This window comes from Clostridium hydrogenum (genome assembly GCF_021432385.1).
Taxonomy (GTDB): Bacteria; Bacillota; Clostridia; order Clostridiales; family Clostridiaceae; genus Clostridium_S; species Clostridium_S hydrogenum.
Genome location: NZ_JAEACT010000002.1, coordinates 1,624,593 through 1,647,072 on the forward strand (window position 1 = coordinate 1,624,593; position 22,480 = coordinate 1,647,072).

The 22,480-nt window shown below is 31.0% G+C and carries 22 protein-coding genes; 20 read left to right on the forward strand and 2 right to left on the reverse strand.

Annotated elements, in window-relative coordinates:
* Positions 1-7: 7 nt before the first annotated feature.
* From feoB to CUEA01_RS07315, 5 genes are read left to right on the forward strand one after another with little or no spacing between them, the layout of a single operon-like run.
* Positions 8-2,053, forward strand: coding sequence for a ferrous iron transport protein B (gene feoB, locus CUEA01_RS07295; protein ID WP_234120876.1), 2,046 nt, complete (start codon positions 8-10; stop codon positions 2,051-2,053).
* A 29-nt stretch (positions 2,054-2,082) separates the two neighbouring features.
* Positions 2,083-2,355: a winged helix-turn-helix transcriptional regulator gene (locus CUEA01_RS07300; protein WP_234120879.1), complete on the forward strand. Its 273-nt coding sequence runs from the start codon at positions 2,083-2,085 to the stop codon at positions 2,353-2,355.
* Positions 2,356-2,408: 53 nt separating this feature from the next.
* Positions 2,409-2,687, forward strand: a complete 279-nt coding sequence (locus CUEA01_RS07305; protein ID WP_234120882.1) for a DUF2325 domain-containing protein — start codon at positions 2,409-2,411, stop codon at positions 2,685-2,687.
* Between the two features lie 3 nt (positions 2,688-2,690).
* Complete coding sequence (locus CUEA01_RS07310) at positions 2,691-3,119, forward strand: flavodoxin (protein ID WP_234120885.1); 429 nt, start codon at positions 2,691-2,693, stop codon at positions 3,117-3,119.
* A 41-nt stretch (positions 3,120-3,160) separates the two neighbouring features.
* On the forward strand, positions 3,161-3,778 hold the full coding sequence (locus CUEA01_RS07315; protein WP_234120888.1) for a DUF3793 family protein: 618 nt from the start codon (positions 3,161-3,163) through the stop codon (positions 3,776-3,778).
* Between the two features lie 97 nt (positions 3,779-3,875).
* Here the strand turns inward: CUEA01_RS07315 and CUEA01_RS07320 are convergent, their stop codons facing one another.
* A complete protein-coding gene (locus CUEA01_RS07320; RefSeq protein ID WP_234120891.1) occupies positions 3,876-4,544 on the reverse strand; it encodes a nucleotidyltransferase domain-containing protein in 669 nt (222 codons plus the stop codon).
* Positions 4,545-4,933: 389 nt separating this feature from the next.
* On the opposite strand from CUEA01_RS07320, the gene murQ reads away from it, so the two are divergent.
* The 15 genes from murQ to hflX all read left to right on the forward strand — a co-directional run bounded on the left by murQ (position 4,934) and on the right by hflX (position 22,009).
* Complete coding sequence (gene murQ / locus CUEA01_RS07325) at positions 4,934-5,842, forward strand: N-acetylmuramic acid 6-phosphate etherase (protein ID WP_234120895.1); 909 nt, start codon at positions 4,934-4,936, stop codon at positions 5,840-5,842.
* Between the two features lie 133 nt (positions 5,843-5,975).
* Positions 5,976-7,694 (forward strand): ABC transporter substrate-binding protein, encoded by a 1,719-nt coding sequence (locus CUEA01_RS07330; RefSeq protein WP_234120898.1) that lies wholly within the window; start codon positions 5,976-5,978, stop codon positions 7,692-7,694.
* A gap of 15 nt (positions 7,695-7,709) precedes the next feature.
* Positions 7,710-8,678, forward strand: coding sequence for an ABC transporter permease (locus CUEA01_RS07335; RefSeq protein ID WP_234120901.1), 969 nt, complete (start codon positions 7,710-7,712; stop codon positions 8,676-8,678).
* 81 nt (positions 8,679-8,759) lie between these two features.
* Entirely contained in the window at positions 8,760-9,611 is an 852-nt protein-coding gene (opp4C, locus tag CUEA01_RS07340) for an oligopeptide ABC transporter permease (RefSeq protein WP_234122138.1), read from the forward strand.
* A gap of 11 nt (positions 9,612-9,622) precedes the next feature.
* The gene (locus tag CUEA01_RS07345; protein ID WP_234120904.1) at positions 9,623-10,600 is read left to right on the forward strand and encodes an ABC transporter ATP-binding protein; all 978 of its coding nucleotides are present in this window, start codon (positions 9,623-9,625) and stop codon (positions 10,598-10,600) included.
* Positions 10,601-11,566: an ABC transporter ATP-binding protein gene (locus tag CUEA01_RS07350; RefSeq protein ID WP_234120918.1), complete on the forward strand. Its 966-nt coding sequence runs from the start codon at positions 10,601-10,603 to the stop codon at positions 11,564-11,566.
* Positions 11,567-11,783: 217 nt separating this feature from the next.
* Positions 11,784-12,848: a serine hydrolase domain-containing protein gene (locus CUEA01_RS07355; protein WP_234120923.1), complete on the forward strand. Its 1,065-nt coding sequence runs from the start codon at positions 11,784-11,786 to the stop codon at positions 12,846-12,848.
* 15 nt (positions 12,849-12,863) lie between these two features.
* Complete coding sequence (nagZ, locus tag CUEA01_RS07360) at positions 12,864-14,423, forward strand: beta-N-acetylhexosaminidase (RefSeq protein WP_234120925.1); 1,560 nt, start codon at positions 12,864-12,866, stop codon at positions 14,421-14,423.
* Positions 14,424-14,443: 20 nt separating this feature from the next.
* On the forward strand, positions 14,444-15,364 hold the full coding sequence (locus CUEA01_RS07365; RefSeq protein ID WP_234120936.1) for an N-acetylglucosamine kinase: 921 nt from the start codon (positions 14,444-14,446) through the stop codon (positions 15,362-15,364).
* The gene (locus tag CUEA01_RS07370; RefSeq protein ID WP_234120938.1) at positions 15,365-16,327 is read left to right on the forward strand and encodes a GNAT family N-acetyltransferase; all 963 of its coding nucleotides are present in this window, start codon (positions 15,365-15,367) and stop codon (positions 16,325-16,327) included.
* The gene (locus tag CUEA01_RS07375) at positions 16,328-17,473 is read left to right on the forward strand and encodes an exo-beta-N-acetylmuramidase NamZ family protein (RefSeq protein ID WP_234120944.1); all 1,146 of its coding nucleotides are present in this window, start codon (positions 16,328-16,330) and stop codon (positions 17,471-17,473) included.
* 34 nt (positions 17,474-17,507) lie between these two features.
* On the forward strand, positions 17,508-18,281 hold the full coding sequence (locus CUEA01_RS07380) for a serine hydrolase (RefSeq protein ID WP_234120946.1): 774 nt from the start codon (positions 17,508-17,510) through the stop codon (positions 18,279-18,281).
* Between the two features lie 58 nt (positions 18,282-18,339).
* Positions 18,340-19,191: a MurR/RpiR family transcriptional regulator gene (locus tag CUEA01_RS07385; protein ID WP_234120948.1), complete on the forward strand. Its 852-nt coding sequence runs from the start codon at positions 18,340-18,342 to the stop codon at positions 19,189-19,191.
* Positions 19,192-19,204: 13 nt separating this feature from the next.
* Positions 19,205-20,290, forward strand: a complete 1,086-nt coding sequence (locus tag CUEA01_RS07390; RefSeq protein WP_234120949.1) for a dipeptide epimerase — start codon at positions 19,205-19,207, stop codon at positions 20,288-20,290.
* A 462-nt stretch (positions 20,291-20,752) separates the two neighbouring features.
* Positions 20,753-22,009 carry a GTPase HflX gene (hflX, locus tag CUEA01_RS07395; RefSeq protein ID WP_234120956.1) on the forward strand — a complete coding sequence of 419 codons (1,257 nt, stop codon included), beginning with the start codon at positions 20,753-20,755 and terminating at the stop codon, positions 22,007-22,009.
* A gap of 254 nt (positions 22,010-22,263) precedes the next feature.
* Here hflX and CUEA01_RS07400 read toward each other — a convergent pair whose 3' ends face one another.
* A complete protein-coding gene (locus CUEA01_RS07400) occupies positions 22,264-22,470 on the reverse strand; it encodes an alpha/beta-type small acid-soluble spore protein (RefSeq protein ID WP_234120959.1) in 207 nt (68 codons plus the stop codon).
* Positions 22,471-22,480 lie beyond the last annotated feature (10 nt).

Here is a 22,480-nt window from a genome sequence, read left to right on the forward strand (position 1 = left end):
AGGTTTGATGATGAGTAAAGATTTGGTAATTGCTTTAGCTGGTAATCCTAACTGTGGTAAAACCAGTTTATTTAATGAACTTACAGGGTCAAGACAGCATGTAGGAAACTGGCCTGGTGTTACAGTTGAAAAAAAAGAAGGAAAACTTAAATTTCAAGGAAGAGATATAACAATAGTAGATTTACCAGGAACATATAGCCTAGGAGCCTATTCAGAAGATGAGGTTGTAGCTCGTGATTTTATACTTAAAGAAAAACCAGATGTAGTTATCAATGTTGTTGATTCTTGCAACCTTGAAAGAAACTTATATCTAACAATGCAAATTCTTGAAACTGGAGCTAAAGTTGTTTTAGCATTAAACATGATGGATGAAGCTAAAAATAAAAACATACAAATTGATATAGAGAAATTATCAAGGGCTATTGGGATTCCAGCGGTTCCAACTGTAGCGCCTAAAAAACAGGGGATAAATGAACTTGTAAGTGAAGCGATTAAACTTGGGGATTCTTCTAATAAGGAACTATATAAAATTAATTATGGACCTAAAGTTCAAAAAGAAATTAAAGAAATTGAAAGTTCTTTTTTAGAAAGTGGCGCAGCTTTAGATTATCCAGCTTCATGGACAGCGTTAAAGCTTATAGAAAATGATGAATATGTAAATAAATATGTACAAGAAAGGGCAAAAACAAATGCTGTAAAAAATCAAGTGCAAAACAGCATACAAAGTTTGACTGAATCCATTGGTTATGAGCCAGATGCATTTATAATTGATAAAAGATATGAAAAAATAAGTGAAGTAGTTAAAGGTAGTGTTGAAAAGGATGTAGCTATTAAAGAAACTGCGTCTGATAAAATAGATAAAGTGGTTACCAATAAATGGCTTGGAATACCTATATTTGCAATTATTATGTTTGCAGTTTATCAAATTTCAATAGGTCTTGGTAATGGAACACTTTCAGATTTCGTAAATGATAAGATAGGGCAGCTTGGAACTAATATTGATTTTACGCTCAGAGGGATAGGAGCACCGCAGCTTTTAGGTGATTTTGTTCGTGATGGTATTTTCGGTGGTGTTGGTTCAGTTCTGGGATTCTTGCCGATGATTTTGATAATGTTCTTTTTAATTTCACTTCTTGAAGACAGTGGATATATGGCAAGAGCAGCATATGTAATGGATAGACTTATGCATGCGCTTGGACTTCATGGTAAGACAGCAGTATCTCTTATAATTGGGTCAGGCTGCAATGTTGCAGGAATAATGTCAGCAAGGACACTTGAAAATAAAAAAGATAGAATGATAGCTATTTTAATAAGTCCTTTTATATCATGTCCAGCAAGGCTTGAAATCTATGGATTGTTTATTGGAGCGTTTTTCGCAAATAAAAGAATAGGAATATTTAGTGAAGGCGGACTTATAGTATTTATACTTTATGCCTTAGGAATTTTAGTTGCAATATTAATGGGAAAATTTTTAAGTTCAAAAGTGTTTAAGGGCGAAAACTCATATTTTGTTATGGAACTTCCACCTTATCGTATACCGACGCTTAAAGGAATTTTAATTCACATGTGGGAAAAATCAAGTCACTTTTTAAAGAAAGCAGGAACTGTTATTTTAGCAGTATGTATAATTGTTTGGGTACTTACTAATTTGCCAGCAGGTGTAGCGCAAGATAAGACTATTTTAGCAAGATTGGGAGCATTAATAGCACCTATATTTAAACCAGCAGGTTTTGGAACTTGGCAGGCAGGAGTTGCACTTATAACTGGATTTGCAGCTAAGGAAGCCGTTGTTGGTACCTTTGGAACAATTTATGGGGTAGATGAAGGAGTACATCTTTTTCACGCAATACAAAATACCTTTACACCACTTACAGCAATGTCATTTATGGTAATGTGCCTTTTATATGTTCCATGTGTCGCAACTATAGGGGCAATAAAAAGTGAAACAAATTCAAGTAAATGGGCATGGGCTGCTGTAGCATATACTTGTGGAATTGGATGGATATGTGCAGTAATAGTATATCAAGTTGGAAGACTTATGGGATTTGTTTAAACGATATTAACAAGGAAGGATGATTTTTTATGATGATGAAGATTTTAAAGAGGCTTTCAGAAGGCGGTTTGTATTCAAACAAAATTATGGCAAAGGAGCTTGGAATAGATGAGGGTATGGTAGAACAAATGGTATCACAGCTTGAAAGACTTGGATATATAAAAAGGGACAATATGAATGCCTCATCTGGTTGTGATTGTGGCTGTTGCAGTTCAGGAAAAAAGAAGAGTTGTTGCAGTGGTAAAGATAATGTAAACATTGATTTATGGAAGCTTACTGAAAAGGGAAGGGCAGCTGTGTAAAATTTTAAGCTTAATTGAGAATGATAATCAATAAGTAAAAAGGAAAGATGAAAATGAGTGTTTTGGTGGTTGGAGGAGATAAGCTCGGAAATATTGAGGATAAATTATCCCAAAGTGGATTTTCTAATATATTTCATGTGACAGGACGTAAACATGGAGATAGAAAAATAAAAATATCAAATGAAATAGATTTAGTCTTAGTACTTATAGATTATATAGAACACCCTTTAATGAACATAATAAAAAAAGAAACAAGAAGACAAGGCATAAAGCTTATTTTTTCTAAGCGAGCTTGGTCACACATTGAAAATAAAATTAATGGGAGGCTTTAAATTATGAAAAAAATATCAATTATTTATTGGAGTGGTACAGGTAATACAGAAGCTATGGCAAAGGCAATAAAAGAAGGAATAGAAGCTGGAAATACAGAGGTTAAACTTATTACTGCTGGGGAAGCAGAAATTTCAGATGTAATAAATGCTGATGTGGTGGCTTTTGGATGCCCGGCCATGGGAGATGAGCAACTTGAAGAGTCTGAAATGGAACCATTTATAGAATCAGTTTCAAAAGAAGTTAACAATAAAAATATTGTCTTGTTTGGTTCTTACGGTTGGGGTACTGGTGATTGGATGACAAGCTGGGAAAATGAAATGGAAGGATATGGAGCAAAGCTTGTTCACGAAAGTCTTATAATAAATAATGAACCAGATGACGGTGGATTGGAAGGTTGTAAAAAATTAGGTGCGTACTTAGCTTCAAAATAGAAATATTATTTTTTTAAGATGCCCTAATAGGAGGTTGTTTTATGAGCAAAGATAAAGTAAATAAGTTTTTTAAAATTATTAATAGTTATAATGATTTTGAGCATCTACTATCCATTATAATATGTAATTCAGGACCAACTTTAAAAAAGCAGAAAACAGCCTCCCTTATTATTTTTAATGAAAATGGAAGAAGGCTAAATAAATTATGGGATAAATATAAAAGTAAAGTAAAAGAAAAATTAAACATTGATTATTTTGAATTGAAAAAAAATCAAAATAGCACTATTGTTATATTTTATAATTATGAAATGCTTAAATCTAATTTAAATGATAAATTAAACATGAGGTTTTTAAATAGATTTGGATATAATAATGAGATGAACCTTCAGCAGTGCATGCAGCTTTTAAGTGAGAGATATCAAAAGGCTTGTCCACATGAAATTGGAATTTTTTTAGGCTATCCTACAGAAGATGTGGTAACTTTTGTGGATTGTCCTGATAAAGAATGTAAATTGATAGGATACTGGAAGGTTTATCATGATATTGAAAAAGCCAAAGTAATTTTTCAAGCGTATGATTTGCTAAAGCAAAATATAATTGAAGGTATTCTTAATGGGTATAGTCCTATTAAATTGATAAATGAAAGAGTTTATTTGTAAAGTTAAAAATGGGTGTGGAACTGCCACACCCATTTTTATATAATTCTGAGTTTTAGAATAGTGTTGGAACTAACCAACTTAAAAAAATATTCTTTATCTAAAATTCTTTGAAGAGATTGTCAAATAGGACTTCAATTTGCGAATTAACTTCGAATTCTTTACAGAGTTTATCAAAAATACATTTTATATCATCTTCAAAGTTGTTATTAAAACTTAAATCAGTAATTTTCAATGAAATAAGGCTCTCTTTAATTTCTTCTAATAAACCATAGGCACTATCAGTTTTATTAGATAGATACTTTATGGTTCCTCTATGCAATAACCTTAATACCTTATACCATTCTGGTCTATTAGGAATGTAATTAGATTCTACTTGTTTTCTTATAGTTTCTTTGTTATTTATAGTAAAGTTTGTATCATATTTCAAAAGAACTATACTGTTTTGCAAATCTTGTTGTGAAATTGTTTCCCTTATGTCCAAATCAACAGAAATGTTATCTTGATAAACCAAGATTAATATACCTTTAGGGTTTTCAGTAAAATTGGTCATTACTGGATTACCATAGAGTGAAATAATTCCATCAACTTTATAACTATCAATGTTACCTAAAATTATTAAGTCAATGTCAGAAAATTTTGTTGCTGTACCTTTTGCTAAAGACCCCTTTAAAATCATTGAAAATCTATTATTTTTACAAAATTCATAAACGGATTCAATATAATTTTTATAATTTGATGAAGGATAATTTATTTCAAAATTAAGCATAATAGCCTCCTTTCTAATCTAAAAACAATACTAACTTTGGAATAACTACAAGTATGTACTTTCTAAAATTCGATTATATACCAATAAAACTGTATATTTCGCCTTATTATAGCATATGTTCAATAATGTATCAATTTTCAACACTTATTTAAAACATAGCTATACAAAAAACAATAATGTATATTTTACAATTATTGCAATATATTAATATAAAACACATGGGAATCACGCTATAATGATATATTATCAATATAATACGTTGCATAATAATAGATTGTCAATAAAATGACTAAAAATTTATTAATAGTGTTGACAATTTGTTTTACGAATGTTAATATATTCATGAAATAAAGTTTTAAAAATAAATATTACAGTTTTGGGGTGTGAAAATGAGTTCATATTTAGAAAGTCTTATTACCGAACAGGTAAATGAAAATACAAAAAATATTGATACCATGAGTACAGTTGAAATACTTAATTCTATAAACAATGAGGATATTAAGGTTGCTTATGTTGTTAGAGAAGAAATTCAAAGTATTGCTAAAGCTGTTGATGTTGTTAGTGAAAAACTAAAAAATAATGGAAGACTTTTTTATGTTGGGGCAGGAACAAGTGGTAGGCTTGGAATATTAGATGCTTCAGAGTGCCCTCCTACATATAGCACTGACCCAGAAATAGTACAAGGTATTATAGCTGGTGGAAGTAAAGCAATTTTTGCATCAATTGAGGGGGCTGAAGATGATGAAGAAAAGGGAAGAAGCATTATTAAAGAAAAAGGTATGAATTCAAAAGATGTTTTAATAGGCATAACAGCAAGTGGACGAACTCCTTTTGTAATTGGGGCAATGAAAGAAGCTAAAAAAAATGGAATTGCAACTATAGGAATAAGCAATAACAAAAATTCATTAATAAATGAAGAAGTAGATATTAAAATTAATCCTGTTGTAGGACCAGAAGTTATTATGGGTTCAACAAGAATGAAGGCTGGCACTTCACAAAAACTTGTTCTTAATATGATAACTACTGCAGCAATGATAAAGCTTGGAAAAGTATATGGCAATCTTATGGTTGATCTTCAACTTAGCAATAAAAAACTATTAGATAGAGCAGTAAGAATAATTCAATATGCTACAAATGTACAAAAGGAAAAAGCTAAAGAATATTTAGAAAAGTCTGAGTTTAATCCTAAAGTTGCTATTGTAATGCTAAAGGCTGGTGTTGACAAAGATAAAGCTCAAAAATTGTTAGAAGAAGAAAATGGATTTGTAACAAAGGCCATTGAAGTAAATTCTAAATGAAAACTATAAAAAAATTTAATAATAAAAATAGCTAAGCATATTAAAGGAAGCTATGTTTTAAATAAGTGTGAAAATCAACACTTATTTAAAACATAGCCAATAATAAAAATAAATAAATTAAGGGGGCAAAAATATGAAAAAAAAATTAGTCACTTTTTCTGTAATAACTGCTGTGATTTCTTCAATAGGGCTTACTGGATGTGGAGGTAGTTCCACTGGTAATTCCACTGCAAAGGATAATGCTGAACCCAAAGTAGAAAATGTTATAAAAGTAAATAAAGCTTCTGATAACAGTAAGATTCCAGATGCAGCTAAAAATAGGAAGGATACATTAATAATTGGAAGTGATGTACCAGGGGGAAATTTTGTTAGCTTTTATGCTCAAACTATTACTGATGCTTATATTAGCGATGCAGTTAGTGATGGTCTTGTTGACTTTGATGATAATGGAAAACCAATTTCAGGTATAGCTAAAAACTGGGATATATCCAGTGATGGATTAACTTATACTTTTCATTTAAGAGATGATGTTAAATTTAGTAATGGTAAGCCGCTTACAGCTGAGGATGTTAAATTTTCATTAGAATTAGTATTTGATCCTAGCTTTTCTGGAGCAGTAGATTGTAAAGCAATACCAATTAAAGGTGGAGAAGCTTTTAAAGCAGGAACTGCTAAGGATATTGAAGGAATAAAGATTAAAGATCCACACACAATATCAGTTACACTTGAAAAGGCCAACTCTTCAATATTGTATCTTATAGGTACAACTATTATTTCAAAAGATTATTTTGGAAGTGACTATACGCCAGGAAATACTAAAGGTATTGAGGCAAAACTTCAAAAACCTATAGGCTGTGGAGCATATGAGGTTACTAAATATATACCAGGACAAGAAGTTGATCTTACAGCTAATAAATATTATTGGAAGGGTACGCCTAAGATTAAAAATTTAATATTTAAAGCTACAACCGAGGAAAATAAAATGCAGAATTTAACTTCTGGAGAAACTGATATAGATACCTTTAATGGTACGCCTGAAAATATAGATCAAGTAAAATCAATGGGATTTATGGATTACACTACTTTTCCTTCTTCAAGCATATTTTATATAGGTGTAAATTGTAAAGATCCAAAGTTTAGTGATAAAAGAGTACGTCAAGCTCTTGAATATGGCTTAAACAGAGAACAAATGGCTAAGTCAGTGTTTAAGGGAAATGCATATATAATAAATGAACCACAATCTAAAGCACATGCATCATACACAAACGATGTTAATCAATATAAATACAATGTTGATAAAGCCAATAAACTACTTGATGAGGCAGGATGGAAAAAAGGTTCTGATGGGATAAGAGAAAAAGATGGCAAGAAATTTATAATTCATTTAATGTCATCATCAACTAATGCTGCACATAAATTAGAAATACCAATTATAAAAGCAAACTATAAGTTGCTTGGAATAGATGTTGAACCACAGCTTATGGATCTTAATACTCTTTTAAGTAAGACAGATGAAAAAGATTTTGAAGCATATTTAATGGGAACCTCATTAGGCGCTGATGCATTATCTTCAGATTTAGCAGCAAATTTTAAAACGGGAGCTCCAAGTAATAATATGTCATATTCAAATTCAAAGGTAGATGAGCTTATAGCACAAGCTTATGCAGAAAAAGATGAAGGAAAGAAGACAGCTATAGAGCAAAAAATATATAAAATTATTAATGAAGATTTGCCATTTATATTTACTTATCAGCCACAAACAGTATGGGCAAGCAGTGCTAGAGTAAGCGGAATTAAATTCTTACCTTATAATTCTTATGCTCACTATTTATTTAAAGCTGAAGTAAAGTAGGAAGGAGAATTATAAATGTCACGATATATAGTGAAAAGATTACTACAAATGATTCCTATACTTCTAGGCGTTTCAATAATTATATTTCTAGTATTTTCACTTGCACCAGGAGATATAGTTGACAACATGGGTGTAAACAGTCATATGAGTGCAGCAAAGGTGACTCAATTAAGGCATTTGTATCATCTTGATGAATCAAAACCAGTTCAGTATTTAAATTGGTTAAAAAATGCTTTAAGTGGTAATTTCGGATATTCACTAGATTATAGGCAAAGTGTAAGCACAGTTATTAAAAGCTATATATGGAATTCCTTTGCCCTCTCCTTTGCGGCATTTATAGTAGCAATACTTATTGCAATACCAATAGGAATTATATCTGCCACAAAGCAGTATTCTGTTTTTGATTCAGTTTTCACAATATTAGCGCTTATAGGAATATCAATACCTTCATTCTTTACAGGTTTACTTCTTATAAAATGGTTATGCGTAGATCTTAAGTTGTTCCCGGTATCGGGAATGACTACTTCTGGTAGTAATGCTACAGGTGTAAAAAGAATAGGAGATATAGCTTATCACATGTTTTTGCCACTTGTTGTTTTAACCTTTGAGAGTGTTGCAAGCCTTATGAGGTATATGAGGACAAGTATGCTTGAGGTTATAAGGCAGGATTATATAGTAACAGCTAGAGCAAAGGGCTTGAAGGAAAGTATTGTTATATATAAACATGCACTTAAAAATAGTTTGATTCCGGTAATAACAATACTTGGAATGTGGATACCAGGATTATTTTGTGGAGCTATAATAACAGAACAAATATTTTCTTGGCCGGGAATTGGAAGAGTAGCACTTCAGGCAGTAAGTCATAGAGATTATCAATTACTTATGGGCTTCAATATGCTAATTGCAGTACTTACTCTTCTTGGAAATTTGGTCGCAGACATTGCGTATGCAATTGTTGATCCTAGAATTAGACTTGAAGAATAGAAGGTGATTATATTGGAAAGTAAAGTGAATATTAATACAAATCTGATAAACGCTGATGAAAGAATTATAAGCCCTTCAAGAATGGCTTGGAGGAGATTAAAAAAGAATAAACTTGCACTAATAGGAATGTGCATCCTTATATTCATGATTTTATTTTCAGTTTTGGGACCTGTAATATCTCCATATACTGCTGAAACTATGGATTATAATAATCCAACTATAGGTCCAAGTCTTAAACATTTGCTTGGAACAGATGAACTTGGCAGGGATGTACTTACAAGGCTTATGTATGCAGGAAGGATATCTTTATCAGTTGGAGTTGCTGCTGTTGTTGTTGAAATACTTGTTGGAAGTGTGCTTGGAGCCGTTTCTGGGTTTTATGGCGGAATAACCGATAGCATAATTATGAGAATAGCCGATATTTTTTTGTGTGTTCCATTTTTTCCAATATTAATTACCCTTTCAGCACTATTTAGTGATTTAAATATAAAAGCGCAATATAAAGTCCCCTTCTTAATGTTCATAATAGGAATACTTTCCTGGCCTGGACTAAGCCGTATTGTAAGGGGGCAAATACTTACTTTAAGAGAACAGGAGTTTATGCTTGCTACAAATTGCCTAGGACTTACGGATAGAAAAAAAATATTCAAACACCTTCTTCCAAATACAATTCCATCAATTATTGTGTCAGCTACTCTTAATATAGGTAGTGCAATATTAATAGAATCTTCCCTTAGTTTTTTGGGCTTAGGGGTTGTTCCTCCAACACCATCTTGGGGAAATATGGTTCAATCAGTAAGTGATTTATATAAACTAGAGCATTATCCATGGCTTTGGGTTCCAGCAGGTGTGTGTATACTTTTTACTGTTGTAGCTATAAATATTTTTGGTGATGGACTTAGGGATGCTCTAGATCCAAAGTCAAAAAGATAGGAGGACATAAAATGGCAAAGGATTTGCTTGAAGTTAAAAATCTAAAAACCTATTTTCACACAGAAGAAGGAATAGTGAAGGCTATTGACGATATTAGTTTTAAAATTAAGGAAAAAGAAACTGTGGCAATAGTTGGAGAATCGGGCTGCGGGAAAAGCATGACTGCCATGTCTATAATGAGTTTAGTCCCAAAACCTATAGGCAAAATAGAAGGTGGAGAAATAGTATTTAAAGGTGAAAATATGCTTGCTATGAGCAAAAATAAAATAAGGGATATAAGAGGAAATCAAATAGCTTTGATATTTCAAGAGCCTATGACTTCGTTGAATCCGGTTTTTACCATAGGATATCAAATAGAAGAGGTTTTAATATTACATAAAAAAATCGGCAAAAAGGAAGCTAAAGAAGAGGCTATAAAGCTTCTTTCAATGGTAAAAGTACCAAGAGCAGAAGAAATAATAAATTGCTATCCTTATGAGCTAAGTGGTGGAATGAGACAAAGAGTTGTAATAGCTATGGCTATAGCGTGCAAACCCAAGCTTTTAATAGCAGATGAACCAACAACAGCGTTAGATGTTACTATTCAGGCGCAGATATTGGATATTATGAGGGAGCTCAAAGAAAAGATAAATACATCTATTTTACTTATAACTCACGATTTAGGAGTAGTTGCTGAAATGGCAGATTATGTGGTTGTAATGTATTCAGGGAAAATAGTTGAAAAGGCGCCTGTTATGGAACTTTATGAAAATCCGAGACACCCGTATACTATAGGACTTTTAAAGTCAAAACCTGTAATAAATAAACTTCAAAATGAATTATATTCTATTAAAGGGCAGGTTCCGAATCCATTAGCTATGCCAGAAGGATGTTATTTTAATCCAAGATGTAATATGGCAAAAGATATATGTAAAAAGAAGAAACCAAGCTTAAAAGAAGTTGGAGAAGGACACTATGTTTCATGCTGGCTTTATGAGGAGGGAAAATAATTGGAAGAGGCTGTTTTAAAAGTTAGACACTTAAAAAAATATTTTCCAATCAAAAGTGGGTTTTTTAGAAAAACTACGGGATATGTAAAGAGTGTTGATGATGTATCTTTTGATATTGGAAAAAATGAGATTATGGGATTAGTTGGTGAATCAGGCTGTGGTAAGACAACAACGGGTAGAACCATATTAAGGCTTATGGATAAAACAGATGGAGAAGTTTTATATAATGGCAAGGATATTTTTAGCATGAATAAAAGCAGTATGCTTAAGATAAGACCTGAAATTCAAATGATATTTCAAGATCCATATAGCTCATTAAATCCAAGAATGACAGTAGGAGAAATTGTTGGAGAAGCAGCAATAGATCATGGTATTTGCACCAAAAGTGAAATTGATGAAAGAGTTAAAGAAGTGATAACAGCATGTGGACTTGCTCCATACCATATAAAGAGATTTCCACACCAATTTTCTGGTGGTCAAAGGCAAAGGATAGGAATAGCTCGTGCACTTATATTAAATCCTAAATTTATAGTTGCGGATGAACCTGTATCAGCACTAGATGTTTCTATACAGGCACAGATTATAAATTTACTTGTTAAACTTCAAAGAGAAAAAGGATTTTCTTGCCTTTTTATATCTCATGATCTTAGTGTTGTTGAATATATATGTCAAAAAGTTGGAGTTATGTATTTAGGAAGTATGGTTGAGCTTGCAAGTAAAGAAGAATTATTTAAAAATCCACTGCATCCATATACAAAAGCTCTTCTTTCAGCAGTTCCAGTACCGGACCCTAAATTTAAAAAAAATAGAATAATTTTAAAGGGAGATATTCCAAGTCCAGCAAATCCTCCAGCAGGATGTAAATTTCATACAAGATGTAATTATGCCACGGAGAGATGCTCAAAGGAAATTCCAGAGTATAAAGAAATTGATAAAAATCATTTTGTAGCATGTCATTTATATTAGGGGGTGTTTATTATTAAATTTAAAAGTAATGAAAAAGAGGTTGCCATTGAAAATATACCTATTGAAAAAAGAAAAATCCGATTCAAAGATTTTTTAGCGTTGACTATTGCAGCTATTCAGATATTATTGCCTATTTTTTGTGCTATTTTCGCAGTTTTCGTATTACTATCTTTTTTAATTATGCACTTTTGGCTTAGATAGGGATGGAGTGAGTTTTATGTTTATTAATACAGATAAGCTTAATAGGGCTTTTGATCTTATAAAGAATGGAGTTTTAAAAGGAGATTTTCCAGGTGCAGTAGCAGCGGTGGGAAATAAAGCGGGCATAATAAAAGTAGAGAGCTTTGGAAACAGATGTTTATACCCAGAAAATTTACCTATGAATAAAGATACCGTGTTCGATTTAGCTTCTTTGACTAAGGTTGTCGCCACAAATACTTTATTTATGCTTTTTTTAGAAAAGGGACTTATTTCAGTTTATGATAATGTAAACTATTATCTAAGTGAATTTAAAGGAAAAGATAAGGAGAATATAACCATATTTAATCTGCTTACACATACTGCTGGCTTTGTACCTTTTAGAAATTTATATGAACTTTGCAGTAACTATAAGGATGCTATAAGTTATATATGTAAACTGGAGCTTGACTATAAACCTGGTACAAGATGTATATACAGTGATTTTAGTTATATTTTGCTTGGATATATACTTGAGAAAATAGGTGGTGCAAGACTTGATGTTTTGTGCAAAAAATACATTTTTGATCCTCTTAAAATGAAGAAAACGTCATTTAATCCTAAAGGCTCGAATATAGCCGCCACAGAAATCGATAGTAATACTAAAAAGCCTTTTATTGGGATATGCCATGATGAAAATGGAAGATTTTTTGATGGAATATCAGGTCATGCAGGATTATTTTCTAATATAGAGGACTTGTGTAAATTTTCAAATATGCTTATAAATAAAGGAAATAATTTTATGTCCTATGCCTCTTTTAGAGCTATGACAACTAATCATACTTTAGGACTTGAAGATAACAGAGGCTATGGATGGTGTATTAAAGGAGATAAAAATTCTTTCATGGGAGATATAGCTTTAAAAGAAACCTTTGGACATACTGGATTTACAGGTACTTCCTTGTGGATTGATGTGAAGCATGAAGTATATGCAATACTTTTAACAAATAGAGTTCATCCTACAAGAGATAACAATAATATAATAAGGTTTAGAAGACTTTTTAGTAATTCAGTACTTGCATCACTTACGGAAAATAAATATTAAGGTGGAGGAATTTATATGACTAATATAAAAAAGCTTCCTTTGGATATAAAAATAGGTCAAATGATAATAGCTGGTTTTCCTTCAAAATACTACGATGGTAACATAGAAGAATTAATTGAGGATGAAAAAGTAGGAAATTTTATATTGTTTTCAGATAATATAGGGGATAAAAATGAAGTAATAGAACTTACAAAAAGCATTCAGAGAAAACTTAAAGAGTACACAAAAATTCCAGGAATTATAGCAACTGATCAGGAAGGCGGTATGGTAACAAGAGTACACGACGGGGTTACTGTATTCCCTTCCAATATGTCGTTTGCAGCTGCAAATGAAGATAAGAGTACTTATAAAGAGGGAAAGATAGAAGGAGAAGAACTTAGAGGACTTGGTATAAACATGAATATAGCACCGGTCCTAGATGTTAATTGTAACCCTAAGAATCCTGTTATTGGCTGTCGTTCTTATGGGGATGACCCTGAAAATGTTTCTGCACTTGGCATTGGGCTTATAAAAGGACTTAAAGAAAAAGGTGTAATTGCAGTTGCAAAACATTTTCCAGGCCATGGAGATACAGCTATGGACTCACATATTAGTTTGCCTGTAATTAATCATGATATTAAAAGACTTCAGAATGTTGAACTTTTACCCTTTAAAAATGCTATTGAGGCAGGTGTTGATGCCATAATGTCGGCACATGTTCTTTTCCCAAAGGTAGAACCAGATAAAGTTCCAGCAACGCTATCAAGTAAGGTTCTTACGGGATTGCTAAGAAATAAAATGGCATTTAAAGGACTTATTATTACAGATTGTATGGAAATGAAAGCCATAGCAGATTTTTATGGAAGTGATAAAGCGGCGGTTAAAGCTATAATTGCTGGAGCAGATTTGATTTGTATATCTCACAGTAAAGATATTCAGAAAAAATGCATTAAGGCCATCAAAGAAGCTGTATTAAATGGTGAAATTCCGGAAGAAAGAATAGAAGAATCCGTTGAGAAAATACTTGAAATAAAGAAAAAGTATAATATTGAAGATAATTTTGAAAAAAAATCTTGCAGCAAAGGGAATAAAGTATTTGCGGATAAAATAAGCTGTAAGAGTATAACACTTTTAAAGGATGACAAAAATTTAATACCTCTTAAAGGAAAAGTGGTTTCTATATCCACAAAAGCAATTGCACTTACGGGTGCTGATGATAAAATTAAAATGGAAAAATCCTTTTGTCATAAATTAAATAGTAATTGTAAAGGTGTGGAATTTGAAATTCCTATGGAGCCAAATGATGAATTAATAGATAATATAGTAAAGAAATGCTTGGATGCAGATAGAATTGTAATAGGTATTTACAACGCTTCTGTAAACAAAAATCAAGTTAAGCTTGTAGAAAAAATAAGTAAAGTAAATGCTAATATAATACTAGTATCTCTTAGAAATCCATATGATATTTTATATTTTAAAGAAATTTCAACATATATAAATGCTTATGAGTATACTGAGTTATCCATTGAAAGCACTATTAAGGTTTTAAAAGGTGAAGTAAAAGCACAAGGTATATCACCAGTTAAAATGAAATAAGTATGTGATGGGGTGAGTTTATGGAATATGTAATAGGAATAGATGGTGGAGGAACTAAAACCCACATGAAAATTTCTGATTTAAATTATAACATTATTGCAGAAGGCATTAAGGGACCGTCAAATATAAATTCCACATCAAAAGAAGAGGTTAAAAAAGTATTTCAGGAATTAATATGCGAAGGGGTAAAAGAAATAGGACAAAGTCTAGATAATTGCAATGCAATTTGTATTGGCACTGCTGGAGCAGATAGAGATGAAGACAAAGTTATAATTGAAAATATGATAAAAGCTATAGGGTATAAAGGTAAAATTATAGTGGTTAACGATGCTGAAATAGCTTTGGCTGGTGGTATTGGGAAAAGAAATGGAATTATAGTCATAAGTGGCACTGGATCAATTTGTTATGGAAGAACGGAGGAAGGAAAAAGCTGTCGTTCCGGTGGATGGGGACATATTATAGGCGATGAAGGAAGTGGATATGACATAGGAATAAGCGCCATAAAAGCAGCACTTAAAAGTTATGATGGCAGAGGTGAAAAAACTATACTTGAAACCAGTATTTTGAAGCATTTAGATTTAAAATGCCATGAGGATTTAATAAATTATATATATAGAAGTGGTGCTGGTAAAAAGGAAATAGCAAAACTTACAAGGGTTGTAAATTCTGCATATAAAGCTGGTGATGCTGTATCTAAAAGAATACTTAAGAGTGCAGCAAAGGAATTATTTTTAAGTGTGAAAGCTGTTGCATGTAAGCTTGAGCTTGGTGATAAAAATATATCATTAACAACAACAGGTGGTGCTATTAACAATATTGAATATTTATATGATGAATTTAAAAATAGTATAAATGAAGTTTATCCTAAAATTAACCTAGTACATATGAAAAATGATTCTGCCTTTGGTGCTGTAGTTATAGCGGCAGGGGAGTGTGATTAAATGGATTTTAAAAAAGTTAGTAATTTAGACATGATTGTAGAATTGTGGAACAGAAATATAGGAATTGTATATCCCATTGACTTAAAATTGCTTAAGCAAAATTATGAAAATGACAAACAAAATAAAAATATAATAGGTGCTTTTGAAAATGAAACTTTAGTAGGTTTTGTAATATACAAACAGTGGAGTTACAAAAGTGGAAATTTAAAGCCAAATAATGACATAGGATATATAAATTCCATTATGGTTGATATAAATTATAGGAACCATGGTATAGGGGCTAAACTTTTAGATATGGCAGAAGGCAATTTAATTAGCTTGGGAGTTAAAACAATTCGTCTAGGTAGTGATACTTATCACTTTTTTCCCGGAATCCCATTAGAGTGTTTGTGTTCCAAGCAATTTTTTCTAAAAAGAAAATATAAAATTTCTGATAGTTTTTATGATTTAATATGTGATATTTCCAAAATAAAATTTGAAAATGTTTATGAAAAAAAATATAATTTTGAAAAATACAAAGTTGAAACTTTAAAATTTGAGGATAGGGAAGGACTTATGCAGTGTCTTTACAAAAACTTTCCTGGAAGATGGTATGAAGAATTTGAAGAGTTCTTTCAGATAGGCATGGAAGATAGAGATGTGGTAGTTTTAAAGGATGAAGGCACTATAATAGGGTTTGCACATATATATGATAATAAAAGTAAATTCATAGGACCACCTATATATTGGAGACAACTTCTTGGTGAAAATTATGGTGGACTTGGTCCAATAGGCATAGATAAAGACTATAGAAAGTGTGGACTTGGTGTTTTTATACTTCATAAATCACTTGAAATATTGCAAAAAAGGCATGTAGATAAAATGGTCATAGATTGGACGGATACAGATATACTTGACTTTTATGGAAAATTTAATTTTATGCCTTGGAAGGAATATAAAAAGGCAACCAAAGAGGTCTTATAGATGGAAAAAGTTAAAACGGGTATAGACAATATAGACGAATATATGGATATTTTTAAAGGAAAAAAAGTTGGACTTATAACTAATAACACTGGGTATAATTGTGAATTTAAAAGTACAATAGATATTTTAAGAGAAAGAACAAATTTGACAGCATTATATTCACCTGAGCATGGAATAAGAGGAGATATTCAAGCAGGAGAAAAGGTTGAAAGCTATATTGATTCTAAAACTGGTATAAGAGTTTATAGCTTATATGGAAAAAATAAAAGACCATCTAAGGAAATTTTAAAGGATGTCGATATACTTGCTTTTGACATTCAAGATGTTGGTGCTAGATTTTACACTTATCTTTATACTATGTCATATGCTATGGAGAGCTGCAGTGAATTTAATAAGGAATTTGTTGTTTTTGACAGGCCAAATCCAATTAACGGAGTTGATGTTGAAGGAAACCTTTTAGATGAAAATTATAGTTCTTTTGTTGGAAGATATCCAATACCCCAGAGGTATGGACTTACAATAGCAGAAATTGCAAGTTTGTTTAATGAAGAATTTTTAATAGGTTGTAAGTTGAAAGTCATTCCTCTAAAGAATTGGAATAGAGAAATGTACTATGAAGCTACAGGATTAAATTTTATTATGCCATCGCCCAATATGCCAAGTATTGATACAGCTGTAGTTTATCCTGGAACTTGCATTTTTGAAGGCACAAATATTTCTGAAGGAAGAGGAACAACTAGACCTTTTGAGATTATTGGGGCACCATGGCTTGATGGTTTCAAAATTGCAAATAAGATGAATAGGCTCAAGCTTTATGGTGTTAAGTTTAGACCAGTATTTTTCACTCCGACTTTTTCAAAACATGTGGGTAAGCTTTGCAGGGGAATACAAATTCATGTAACTGACAGAAAAATATATAAGCCTGTTAAAACAGGGATGTTTCTTTATGAAACTATAAAACGTGAAAGCAAAGATAAATTTGATTTTGTTACTTTTGAAGAGAAAAAGCTAAAGTATGGAATTGACTATTTAGCTGGAAATAGTATTCTTAGAAAAGGGAATATAAGTACTGATAAAATATATGAAAAGTGCCAGGGGGATTCTTTAAAATTTAAGGAATTAAAGAAAAAATATCATTTATATTAAAGAGAGATGATGTTAGTTGTATAAAAATGAGATTTTGAAAGAAAATATAAAAAACTTTATAGCTTCAAGAGAGGAAGATATTTCACTAGTCTTTTTAGACCTCAAAGATAATTCAAATTACATGTACATTAATGAAAATGAAGGTTTCCCATCAGCAAGTACAATAAAGGTATTGATAATGGCAGAGACATTAAATGAAGTTATGAAAGGTATTTATAGTTTACATGAAAAAATTCAAGTGAAAGACTCAGATAGAGTGGATTACAGCATAATATCATGTCTTGAAAATGATACTTATACATTAATTGATGTTTTAACGCTTATGATAATATCTAGTGATAATACTGCCACTAATATACTTATAGATTTAATTGGAATGGAAAATATAAATAATTATGCTGAAAAAATAGGATTAAAAAATACAAAGCTTAAAAGAAAAATGATGGATAAAAAGGCTGCAGAAGCAGGAAGAGAAAATATTACAAGCGCCTATGATATGCTTAATTTATTTGAAAAAATTTATAATTATAAAATATTAAACAGTGATATGTGTAAGTTAATGATAAAAATTTTGAGTGAAAATACAGATTATGAAATGCTTTTGAGGTATTTGCCAAGTGATACCAAGTGTGCTCATAAAACTGGAGATCTTTACAATTTAAATCATGATATTGGTATTTTTAGTATTAATGATGAGAAATATATATTAGGCGTGTTTGTGCGAAATTCCAAATTTAATCATATTTCAAAAGACATTATAGGAAAGCTTTCAAAACTTGTGTACACTAATATAAAGAAGGCATTTTAAATCTTACATATTTTGTAAAAAATAATTTTAAAAATAAAAAATGAAGCGAGGATAATTTATGTATGGGAGCTTAATCCGTATAAGAGAAATAATTGATAATTTAAATCCATCAGAAAAGAAAATAGCTGAGTATATTTTAAAGAGTCCTAAGGAAATACCTGATTTATCAATAAAGGATCTTGCAGACAAAAGTGGTTCTTCACAATCAGCAGTAGTGAGACTTTGTAAGATTTTAGGCTACAAAGGTTATAAAGAATTTAGAATAACAATAGCTAAGGATACTGCAAAAGTTAATAAAGATGAAAATATGTATAATGATATAAATCCAGAAGATGACATAGATACAATAATAAAAAACATAAGCTATAATAACAAAAAATCAATAGACAATACTGTAGAGGTTTTATCAAAGAAATCTTTAGAGGAAGCGGTTAGGGCTATTTCAAAAGCTGATAAAATTGATTTTTATGGTGTAGGTGCATCTTATATAATAGCTTTAGATGCGTTTCAGAAATTCACAAGAATAAATAAAAATGTAAGAGCCACATCAGATACGCATCTTCAAATGGAATTTGCATCTAACCTAAAAAAGGGCGATGTTGCTGTTGCTATTTCATATTCTGGTGAAACAAGGGATACTTTTGAATCTATTGAGGTTGCTAAAAATGCGGGGGCAACTACCATAAGTATAACTAAATTTGGAAACACCTCTATAAGTAGCTTATGTGATATAAATTTATTTGTTCTATCTCCTGAAGTTACATTTAGAAGTGGGGCCATGTCTTCAAGAATAGCACAGTTGAATGTTGTTGATATATTATTTACCTCAGTAGCTGGTAGTATGTTTGCAGATGTGAAAAAATTCCTTGAAAATACAAGAAGGTCAACAAGAATAAAGAGAATAAAATAAGGAAGTGTGTAGTATGATTATTAAGGATATAATTATAGGACATATGTCTGCGCCTTTAAAGAAACCATTTAAAACAGCAATAAGAAGTGTAAATAGTGTGGATGATATAATTGTTAAGATAATTACGAATACAGGGAATATTGGTTTTGGAAGTGCAGCATCTACAGCACTTGTAACAGGTGATACAGTAGAATCTATAGAAGGTGCCATAAAAAATTACATAAAAAAAAGTATAGTTGGAATGGATATTGAAAATTTAGAAGGTATATTTTTAAAATTAAATTCATGCATTGTAGGAAATACCAGTGCTAAGGCAGCAGTAGATATTGCTATTTACGATTTATATGGACAACTATATAATACTCCATTATATAAGCTTCTTGGAGGTTATAGAAATAAGATAGAAACCGATATTACAATAAGTGTTAATTCACCAGAGGAGATGACTAATGACAGTATAGAAGCTGTAAAACTTGGTTATAGAGTTTTAAAAATTAAAGTTGGCAAGGATTCAAAACTTGATATAGAAAGAATGAAAGCCATAAGAAAAGCTGTTGGATATGATATTAAGCTTAGAATAGATGCAAATCAAGGGTGGGAGCCTAAAGAAGCTATAAGAACATTAAGAAAAATCGAAGATGCAGGTGTGGATATAGAATTTGTAGAACAGCCTGTAATAGCTTCAAATCTGGAAGGACTTAAAATGGTTACAGATAATGTAGATATGCAAGTTATGGCAGATGAAAGTGTGTTTTCACCAAGGGACGCAGTAAAGGTAATGGAAATGCGAGCAGCAGATTTAATAAATATAAAACTTATGAAAACAGCAGGAATATATAATGCATTGAAAATATGTTCATTAGCTGAGGTTTATGGAATGGAGTGTATGCTTGGATGTATGCTTGAAGGAAAAGTCAGCGTTACTGCAGCTGTTCATCTTGCAGCAGCAAAAAGTATAATAACAAAAATTGATCTTGATGGACCAGTTTTATGCAGCAGAGATGATGTTGTAGGAGGGGCAATTTATGATAATTATAACATTACCTTAAGCGAAAAACCTGGGCTTGGAATTGAAGATATCAAGAATATTGTATTTTAAAATTAAGAATATTAGAAAAATATTGAAAAAGTTTATTAAATATGGTAATATAAAATTAAATTTAGATGAATGGAGGGGTTGTTTAAAATGAGCATGAAAATCCGATTTTAAGCTTTAATTAACTAATTTAATAGTAATTAAAGGCTATACTTATGTGTATAGAGAAAACGGGATTGGTCTGCTTATTTTTAAGACAACCTTTTTAAATAGAAGATAAGATAAAACTTAAGTTATATATTCTAAAAGTTCAATAAGTAAGCTTTGTAGAGCATTAATAACTTAAAAGTTTTATGGCTTATCTTTAGATTATTATGTAATATTTAAGAGGGAGGGAGATAATCCGCCCTCTTTTTATTGTGGAATATAATAAAATCTATAACTATTAATGAAAAATTTATTACTTTTTGCAGATTATTTAAAACACATAGTATGGCCGGTTTTTAATAAAACGGAGGGATATATATGGAACAAAAAGCAATAATAGTAGGTGCTAATATTAACAATCAAGAGGATTTTACAAATTCAATGGAAGAATTAAAGGATTTAGTGTATGCATGCAATATAGATGTAATTGCTAAGACCACTCAACAATTAAATCAGGTTAATAAAGCATATTATTTGGGCAAGGGTAAAATTGAAGAACTATTGGAATTAGTTCATGAAACAGATGTAGACATGGTAATCTTTAATGATGAATTATCATCAACGCAAATTCGTAACTTGGAAGAAATTTTGCAGTGTAAGTTAATTGATAGAACTGGAATTATACTGGAAATTTTTGCGAAGAGGGCAAAAACGAAAGAGGCTCAAATGCAGGTTGAAATAGCAAAGCTTCAATACATGCTGCCTAGGTTGATTGGAGCTGGAAAAGATTTAAGTCGTCAAAGCTCAGGTTATGGATTTAGAAATAAAGGTAAAGGTGAAACAAAACTGGAACTTGATCGTAGAAAAATCAAAAATAGGATGAGTGAATTATCTAAAGAACTAGAAGCACTTGTGGATAGACGCAAAAATCAGAGAAAAAAACGTAAAAGGACAGAAATACCTGTTATTGCTTTGGTTGGATATACAAATGCAGGTAAATCAACTATCATGAATGAAATGGTAGAGCTTTATAATCCATCGGCTAATAAAAAAGTATTTGAAAAAGATATGCTGTTCGCTACATTAGAAACCTCTGTAAGATGTATTAATCTCACAGACAATAAAAAATTTTTGCTAACAGATACAGTAGGTTTCATTAGCAAGCTGCCACACCAATTAGTAAAGGCATTTAGATCTACTTTAGAAGAAGTTAGAGAAGCAGATATGCTAATTCATGTAATTGATTATTCAAATCCTAATTATAAACAGCAAATTGAAGTTACAAAAGAGACTTTAAAAGAACTTGGGGCAGATAGAATACCAACTATTTATGCTTTTAACAAGACTGATTTAGTTCATGATGAGATTTTTAAAGTTGAAGAAAATTCTATATACATTTCTGCTAAAAATAAAACTGGAATAAATGAACTAGTAAGTGAAATTTGCAAAAAAGTTTTTACACAGTATGTTAATTGCAATATGATAATTCCCTATGATAAAGGAAGTGTATTATCATACTTTGAAGATAATGCAAATATTAATTCAACTGAATATAAATTTAACGGAGTTTTTATATCAATGGAATGTAAAAAGGCAGATTGTGAAAGGTATAAGCAATATGCAATTTCGATATAGTTAAATGCGAACAAAGGTGTAGTGCAAAACAAAATAATAAGTGGGAGCTCTGCATAAAAATGATGTGCGTAATAGCATCTTGAAACCTTAAATAAAATTAATAAATCTAAGAGCCTAAATCCCAAAATTCTAATAAATTTTAATAACTCGCAAGAGACAGCTCAAACAATTGAAATTTCTTAGGCCTTTAAAGTTTTTTATCTTAGATTTATTAATTTTATTTAATATCCTGTGATACACTTACTTCGCAATATTTATCTATGTGACAATTTGTTTTCAAAAGCTTCTACCATTTTTTTAGTCATTAATCCTCCAACAGGACCGCCAATATGCCCATTAAGTTTTGAAGGTCTGTCACCTTTATCGTTATTACTATATGCAATTCCAATTTCATTTGCATATTCTGTTTTTAATTCATCTAATTTTTCTTTTGCTTCTGGAACTAAGGGTTTATGAGACATTTCTAACACC